Here is a 6,601-nt window from a genome sequence, read left to right as displayed (position 1 = left end):
ATCGTCCGCTCGACTTGCATGTATTAGGCACGCCGCCAGCGTTCGTCCTGAGCCAGGATCAAACTCTCCATAGAAAAGTTATCCTTAGCTTCTGTACGCTTTTCGCTTCGTTCAGTTTTCAAGGAACATCTCCGTCAAACGACGGCTTTGTCATTTTAACATTTCTCTTTGTTGTTGTCAATCTTTTTTTACTATCGTCAGTCGTTTTTCTGTCGCTGACGACGTTTACTAATTTAACATACGTTTTATTTTGTTGTCAACAGTATTTTTAAAAAAAATGTTCTCGTTTATTCATTGATCATATCATGTTATTTCTTGCATAAGATGGTCATAAAAAGGACAAGGGGGGACAAATATTGAAGTTTTTTTATATACTCGACGGAAAAAAGCTTAAAAAATGGCTTCTTATTATATCAATCGCCTTTGTCACAGCCTCTATTTTTTATATTCAACAACTTGCAAGCGAATCTGTATTTTCTACCGATCCCGGACCAAAAGCCATTTACAAAGTCGAAAATAAGAAAAACGAGTTTGCTTTGACATTTGATATTAGTTGGGGGGAAACAAATGCTTTAACTGTTTTAAACGTATTAAAAAAACACGGGGTAAAAGCTACATTTTTCTTATCTGCTTCTTGGGCTGAACGCCACCCTCGCATCGTAAAAAGAATGATCGAAGATGGTCATGAAATTGGCAGTATGGGTTATGAGTACAAAAATTATACTGAACTTGAGCGCGGAAAAATTATTCGTGACTTAGCACAAGCTAAAAAAGTGTTTGATACGTTAGGCATTAAACATACTCCTTTCCTTCGTGTGCCGACAGGAAATTTTAATAAAAACGTTTTGAAAGTTGTTCATTCCTTTGGTCATACGGTCGTCCATTGGAGCGTTGATTCGAAAGATTGGCTTAATCCTGGGGTACATGCCATTGTTGAAAACGTCACGAAAAACGCTAGAAGCGGCGATATTATATTACTTCATGCATCAGATTCAGCGAAACAAACCGCCTCAGCATTAGAACAAATTATCATATGGATGAAAAAAGAAGGATATAAGAGCGTACCAATATCCGATCTTGTCAACAATGCTCATATGAAAAGTAAAGAAATAAAATGAGGCGGCAAGCCTCATTTTATTTCCGTAACAGTCTATGCAACATAAGCAATTGGTACGCGTTGCAAATTAGTAACGGGAACAACATTAAATATAACCAATTTTCTTCGTTAATTCTCAATACCGGAAACCATTCGATTACCGTCACAACAACCATAAAAAACAGGGCAGGAATAAACGCCTCTTTGTTTGTTTCACGCATTTTTACGTATGCAACAATAAGTCCAAACAGAAAAATAAATAAAGCAACAAGCACGTAACTAACGATGGATTCTCCTTCTTTGGCAAACAGCTGATAACGAAAATAAACGAGATCAAATAACACAAAAGCAATGAGAACGATTTGTACTGCATTCCATAAACTGACGGAACGAAAAACTCCGAGACCAAAACGATGAATCGTTAAATACGCAAAAAAACCCATTTGACTAATGACGCTAAAAATGAAGCCCACTCCAATCAGCCAAACGAGAACAGATAAAATTTCTTTTATCTCAAACGATGTAAAAAGATGTGCGTATTCATTCCACTTTACAGCAAATCCAACAATCCCTGTACTTATTCCACCGACAAACAATGTTGAAAAAAACAATTGAACCCACTTTCGACTGTTCACTGATGTACCCTCCACTTCTCAATATCCCTTTCAAAATTCTATCAACGAAATAAGAAAAATGCTAGCGAATATTTTTGCAAAGAATATTGAATATTAACAGTAAGGAAACTTGTTGAAAGGGGCCCTTAATGATGAATCGAACATTTTTGCTCCTCGCATTTAGTTGTGTATTAGCGCTAGCAGGGTGCGCTCAACAAGAAAAAACTCCTGCACAACCTGATTACGATCAAACGAAAAAAATGGTCGTTGATATTTTAAAAACGGATGAAGGGAAAAAAGCGATTCAAGAAGTGATGAGCGATGAAAAAGTAAAACAGCAGCTCGTCATGGATCAAGAAGTTGTAAAAAAAACGATTGAGGAAACGTTAACTTCAGACAAAGGAAAAGCGTTTTGGAAAAAAGCGTTTGAAGACCCAAAGTTCGCTCAAAATTTTGCGAAAAGCATGAAAGAAGAACATGAAAAATTATTGAAAGCGCTAATGAAAGACCCTGAATATCAAGCAATGATTGTAGACATTATGCAAAACCCAGAAATGAAAAAATTAATACAAACAGAGATGAAAAATAAAGATTTCCGCGCCCATTTGCAAAAAGTCATTACAGAGACATTTAGCAGCCCGCTATTTAAAGCAAAAATTGAAGATATTCTCATCAAAGCAGCAGAAGAAATGCAAGGCGGTAAGAAAAAATCCGATCAAGAGGGATCAAGCGAGGATCAAACAGCATAAGGGTGTCCTTACATTCTCGGGACACCCTTTGTAAATATATATCAATCCTCATCAAAGAAAAATGTAACGTCATCGTAACTTTGCAATAATTTTTTTAGCAATATCCATATACACTTTTCCTATTGGATGATCTTCACCATATACAGAAGGGGCAAAATCATCGTCGTTCCAGTCAGGTTGTCCGAGCGGTAACTGACCAAGTAAGTCCGTCTGTAATTCTTCAGCTAATTTTTGACCACCGCCTTTTCCAAAAATATATTCTCTTTCACCTGTTGTTTTGCTTTCAAAATATGACATATTTTCAATAACACCGACAACTTCATGATTCGTCCGAACAGCCATCGCCCCCGCTCTTGCGGCAACAAAAGCAGCCGTTGGATGAGGCGTCGTCACAATAATTTCTTTCGATGTCGGAAGCATCGTATGCACATCTAACGCTACATCCCCTGTGCCTGGGGGTAAATCTAATAGTAAATAATCCAATTCTCCCCATTCCACTTCATCAAAAAAGTTTTTTAACATTTTGCCGAGCATCGGTCCGCGCCAAATCACTGGTGAATTATCTTCTACAAAAAACCCCATAGAAATTACTTTCACACCAAACCGCTCAACCGGAATAATTTTTTCTCCACAGACGATTGGTCGTTCTGTAATCCCCATCATATCCGGCACACTAAATCCGTAAATATCCGCATCGATTAATCCAACTTTTTTCCCAAGACGTGCAAGCGAAACAGCTAAATTAACGGATACGGTCGATTTCCCTACTCCACCTTTCCCGCTTGCAATCGCTAAATAAATCGGTTCATTCGTTAATCTTTCCTCTTCTAACGGCAATTGAGCAAAACGAAGTCCAACAGATGATGCTCCTGCATCTTTTAAACGTTGTACAACCGTCTGTTGCACTTGAAGTTGTTCCGCCGTCCCTGTTTTAGCTAAAGCAATTTTTACGCTTACTAGCCCTTTTTCTTCATTTATTTTGACTTCTTGAATCGCTCCTGTTTCTTTAAACGTTTTTTTCAAAAAAGGGTCGTAAATCGTTTCAAGCAGCTCCACAACTTGTTTTTCTGTCAACATCGCGCCTCACCAATCCTTATGTATTCGGTTTCACACTTTCAATATAACATAATTTTCTGCATAAAAAAATGAATCCTTCTCACTCAGAAGGATCACGTTCGTTTGATACGTAACGTAAAATGCCTTTGTAAATCGAAGCGGCAAGCTGTTCCTGATACGTTGAGGATGCTAGTAATTTTCGCTCTTCTTCATTTGACAAAAAGCCGATTTCAACTAAAGCTCCTGGTTTTTTAGCCATTTTTAATAAATATACCGTTTGAATGGGCTTCGCCAATCGATGTGTATTTTCCAAATTGACGCGTAGCTCTTGTTGAATAAACTTCGCTAACCTTGCATTTTCCTCTAATGAAGGATAGTAAAAAACTTGTGCGCCTCTCCATTTCGGCGAAGGGATGGCATTTAAATGAATGCTAATAAAAAAATCTGCCTCTGACTCATTCACAAACTGGACTCGACGTTGTAAATCCTCTATTTTTCTTCGGCTATATCCCCTTGTTTGTTCGCTTGCTAAATCATGGTCTCCTTCTCTCGTCATTTGAACGAGTGCACCTTGTTGTTGTAAATAATCGCGTAATTTTAACGCCACATCTAGCGCGACTTCCTTCTCCAAAACATCTCCTCCGACCGCTCCCCCATCAGGTCCTCCATGCCCCGGATCAAGAACAATAATTTTTCCTGATAACGGTAAGCTCCATGCTTTCCAAGAGCGATCATGAAGGACATAAAACTGTAAAAAAAGGACAAAAACAATGAAAAAAATAATAATACGTATTTTCATCCCTTCTCCTCCCCACTATTTATGTTATATGGGACAAGAGGAGAATTTAGAACGGTTACTTCAAACGAAGACGGAGACGACGCAGCCCTTTTTCGATTCCTTCTTTCCACCATCCATCGATGTAACGAGCGCATGCATCGTACATGTCCTCTCCGTATTCTTTCATATGCTCATACAATTCATAAATGAGTTGCATATATTCATCGATACAACGTCTTCTCACTGTTTCCATTGACTCACCATAATGTATAAAGCGGCTATAATGCGCTCCGATCAAATATGCTTCAATCGCTACACCGATGCATATCGTTTCGATACATTCAGAAACAATGATGTATCGTTGCCAATACGTGCGCATACGTTGCCATAGTTCACGATAAGAAAGATCACGTAATGCATTTCGTTCATCAGTTAGCTGCTTTTCTAACTTTTTTGCCGTAAACGATGTAAGTATTCCCAATTTTTTATCCCTCCTCATACATATTGTTCGCATGAAAAAGGGAGACATACAAAAAAATCTCGGCAAATAATTGCCGAGATTTGTTGACATTAACGTTTTGAGAATTGCGGTGCACGACGAGCGCCTTTAAGACCGTATTTCTTACGCTCTTTCACACGAGAATCGCGCGTTAATAAGCCTGCACGTTTTAATGTTTGACGGTATTCAGGGTCAACTTGTAACAATGCACGAGCGATACCGTGACGGATCGCACCTGCTTGACCTGTAAATCCACCACCGCTTACGTTTACTAATACATCGTAGCTACCGAACGTTTCTGTTAAAACAAGTGGCTGTTTTACAACTTCCACTAACGATTCATATGGAACGTAGTCACGAATGTCACGACCATTTACGATAATGCGTCCTTCACCTGGAACGAGACGCACGCGCGCAACTGAACTTTTGCGACGGCCTGTGCCGTAGTATTGTACCTGTGCCAAAATAATGCCCTCCTTTAATCAATTATCCGCGAAGTTCATAAACTTCTGGTTTTTGTGCTTGATGTGGATGTTCACTTCCACGATAGACATGTAATTTTTTGAACATTTGACGACCAAGGCTACCTTTTGGAAGCATGCCGCGAATTGCTCTTTCAAGCATTTGCTCTGGGTAATTTGTGCGCATTTCAAGAGCTGTTCTTACTTTTAATCCACCTGGATGTAAGCTATGACGATAGTATAATTTGTTTGTTAATTTTTTACCTGTTAATTCAATTTTCTCTGCGTTGATAATGATCACATGATCACCTGTATCAACATGCGGTGTGTAAGTTGGTTTATGTTTACCGCGCAAAATTGCAGCAACTTCGCTAGCAAGACGTCCTAACGTTTTGCCTTCTGCATCAACAACGTACCATTTACGTTCTACTTCATTTGGCTTCGCCATATACGTACGCATTTGTTTTCCCTCCTAAAATAAAAAATAAACAAGCGATATTTATTTCAACACGATTAATTTCCGGGGCTAATCGTGGGTTTAAAATACATACCATATGATATAATATCTCTTTCATTACCTAATGTCAAGAAAATGTTACACCTGGATTAGTTGTCATAAGAAACGTGCCATAAATATAGACCGTGTCCTGGGGCTGTCTTCCCCGCAGCGCTTCGATTTTTTTGTTGCAAAATCGTTTTCATCTCTTCAGCACGTCGTTCCCCGCGTCCAACTTCTAGCACTGTTCCAACGATAATGCGAACCATATTGTACAAAAAACCGTTGCCGACAAGACGGAAGATTAGCTCTTCCCCTTCTTGAATCACTTCCGCTTCATAAATGGTACGAACTTTATCGTCAATTTCCGTTTTTGCCGAACAAAAACTTGTGAAATCATGCGTCCCGATCACATAACGGAGCGCTTCGTTCATCGCCGTGACATGAAGTTTATACGGGTAGTGATATACATAATGGCGTAAAAATACGTTTTTCTCTCCCATCCAGACGCGGTAGCGATATTCTTTCTTTTTTACGCTAAATCGGGCATGAAAAGAAGAAGATACTTCACTTGCTTCTTTGACAATGACATCATCCGGGAGAAGAGCATTTAACGCCTTTGGCCATCTTTCATCTGGAATCGCAAGCGGCGTATCAAAGTGAATCACTTGTCCATATGCATGAACTGTGGCATCCGTTCGTCCTGACGCATATACGCGAACAAATTGCCCTTTATGAATGATTGAAAGTGCACGCTCTAGTTCTCCCTGCACTGTTCGTTTTTGTTGTTGAATTTGATACCCTGCAAAATGCGTACCATCATATGCAATGGTACATTTTATTCTTCTCATG

9 protein-coding genes and 1 rRNA gene are annotated in these 6,601 nt (G+C 39.1%); 2 read left to right on the top strand and 8 right to left on the bottom strand.

What is annotated here, in order from left to right; all coding sequences use genetic code 11:
- Nucleotides 1-74 (bottom strand): 16S ribosomal RNA (locus tag EKC99_RS07475); the annotation flags it as partial.
- A 282-nt stretch (nt 75-356) separates the two neighbouring features.
- Between EKC99_RS07475 and pdaB the strand changes: the two genes are divergently transcribed.
- The gene (gene pdaB, locus EKC99_RS07470; RefSeq protein WP_009361512.1) at nt 357-1,118 is read left to right on the top strand and encodes a polysaccharide deacetylase family sporulation protein PdaB; all 762 of its coding nucleotides are present in this window, start codon (nt 357-359) and stop codon (nt 1,116-1,118) included.
- Nucleotides 1,119-1,134: 16 nt separating this feature from the next.
- Here pdaB and EKC99_RS07465 read toward each other — a convergent pair whose 3' ends face one another.
- Nucleotides 1,135-1,731 carry a KinB-signaling pathway activation protein gene (locus tag EKC99_RS07465; RefSeq protein ID WP_009361511.1) on the bottom strand — a complete coding sequence of 199 codons (597 nt, stop codon included), beginning with the start codon at nt 1,729-1,731 and terminating at the stop codon, nt 1,135-1,137.
- 128 nt (nt 1,732-1,859) lie between these two features.
- Here EKC99_RS07465 and gerD point away from each other — a divergent pair, with 128 nt between their 5' ends.
- The gene (gene gerD / locus EKC99_RS07460) at nt 1,860-2,459 is read left to right on the top strand and encodes a spore germination lipoprotein GerD (protein WP_009361510.1); all 600 of its coding nucleotides are present in this window, start codon (nt 1,860-1,862) and stop codon (nt 2,457-2,459) included.
- Nucleotides 2,460-2,528: 69 nt separating this feature from the next.
- On the opposite strand, the gene EKC99_RS07455 is transcribed toward gerD, so the two are convergent.
- The 6 genes from EKC99_RS07455 to truA all read right to left on the bottom strand — a co-directional run bounded on the left by EKC99_RS07455 (nt 2,529) and on the right by truA (nt 6,600).
- Nucleotides 2,529-3,536 carry an Mrp/NBP35 family ATP-binding protein gene (locus tag EKC99_RS07455; protein WP_163151251.1) on the bottom strand — a complete coding sequence of 336 codons (1,008 nt, stop codon included), beginning with the start codon at nt 3,534-3,536 and terminating at the stop codon, nt 2,529-2,531.
- A 79-nt stretch (nt 3,537-3,615) separates the two neighbouring features.
- The gene (cwlD, locus tag EKC99_RS07450; protein WP_009361508.1) at nt 3,616-4,314 is read right to left on the bottom strand and encodes an N-acetylmuramoyl-L-alanine amidase CwlD; all 699 of its coding nucleotides are present in this window, start codon (nt 4,312-4,314) and stop codon (nt 3,616-3,618) included.
- A 55-nt stretch (nt 4,315-4,369) separates the two neighbouring features.
- Nucleotides 4,370-4,774, bottom strand: a complete 405-nt coding sequence (locus EKC99_RS07445; protein ID WP_163151249.1) for a DUF2521 family protein — start codon at nt 4,772-4,774, stop codon at nt 4,370-4,372.
- Between the two features lie 89 nt (nt 4,775-4,863).
- Nucleotides 4,864-5,256 carry a 30S ribosomal protein S9 gene (gene rpsI / locus EKC99_RS07440; RefSeq protein ID WP_003397701.1) on the bottom strand — a complete coding sequence of 131 codons (393 nt, stop codon included), beginning with the start codon at nt 5,254-5,256 and terminating at the stop codon, nt 4,864-4,866.
- Nucleotides 5,257-5,278: 22 nt separating this feature from the next.
- On the bottom strand, nt 5,279-5,713 hold the full coding sequence (rplM, locus tag EKC99_RS07435) for a 50S ribosomal protein L13 (RefSeq protein WP_009361506.1): 435 nt from the start codon (nt 5,711-5,713) through the stop codon (nt 5,279-5,281).
- Nucleotides 5,714-5,859: 146 nt separating this feature from the next.
- A complete protein-coding gene (gene truA, locus EKC99_RS07430) occupies nt 5,860-6,600 on the bottom strand; it encodes a tRNA pseudouridine(38-40) synthase TruA (RefSeq protein WP_163151247.1) in 741 nt (246 codons plus the stop codon).
- Nucleotide 6,601 lies beyond the last annotated feature (1 nt).

This window comes from Anoxybacillus sp. MB8 (assembly GCF_011006755.1).
GTDB classification, from domain to species: Bacteria; Bacillota; Bacilli; order Bacillales; family Anoxybacillaceae; genus Anoxybacillus; species Anoxybacillus gonensis.
This window is presented reverse-complemented; position numbering and strand designations above follow the sequence as displayed.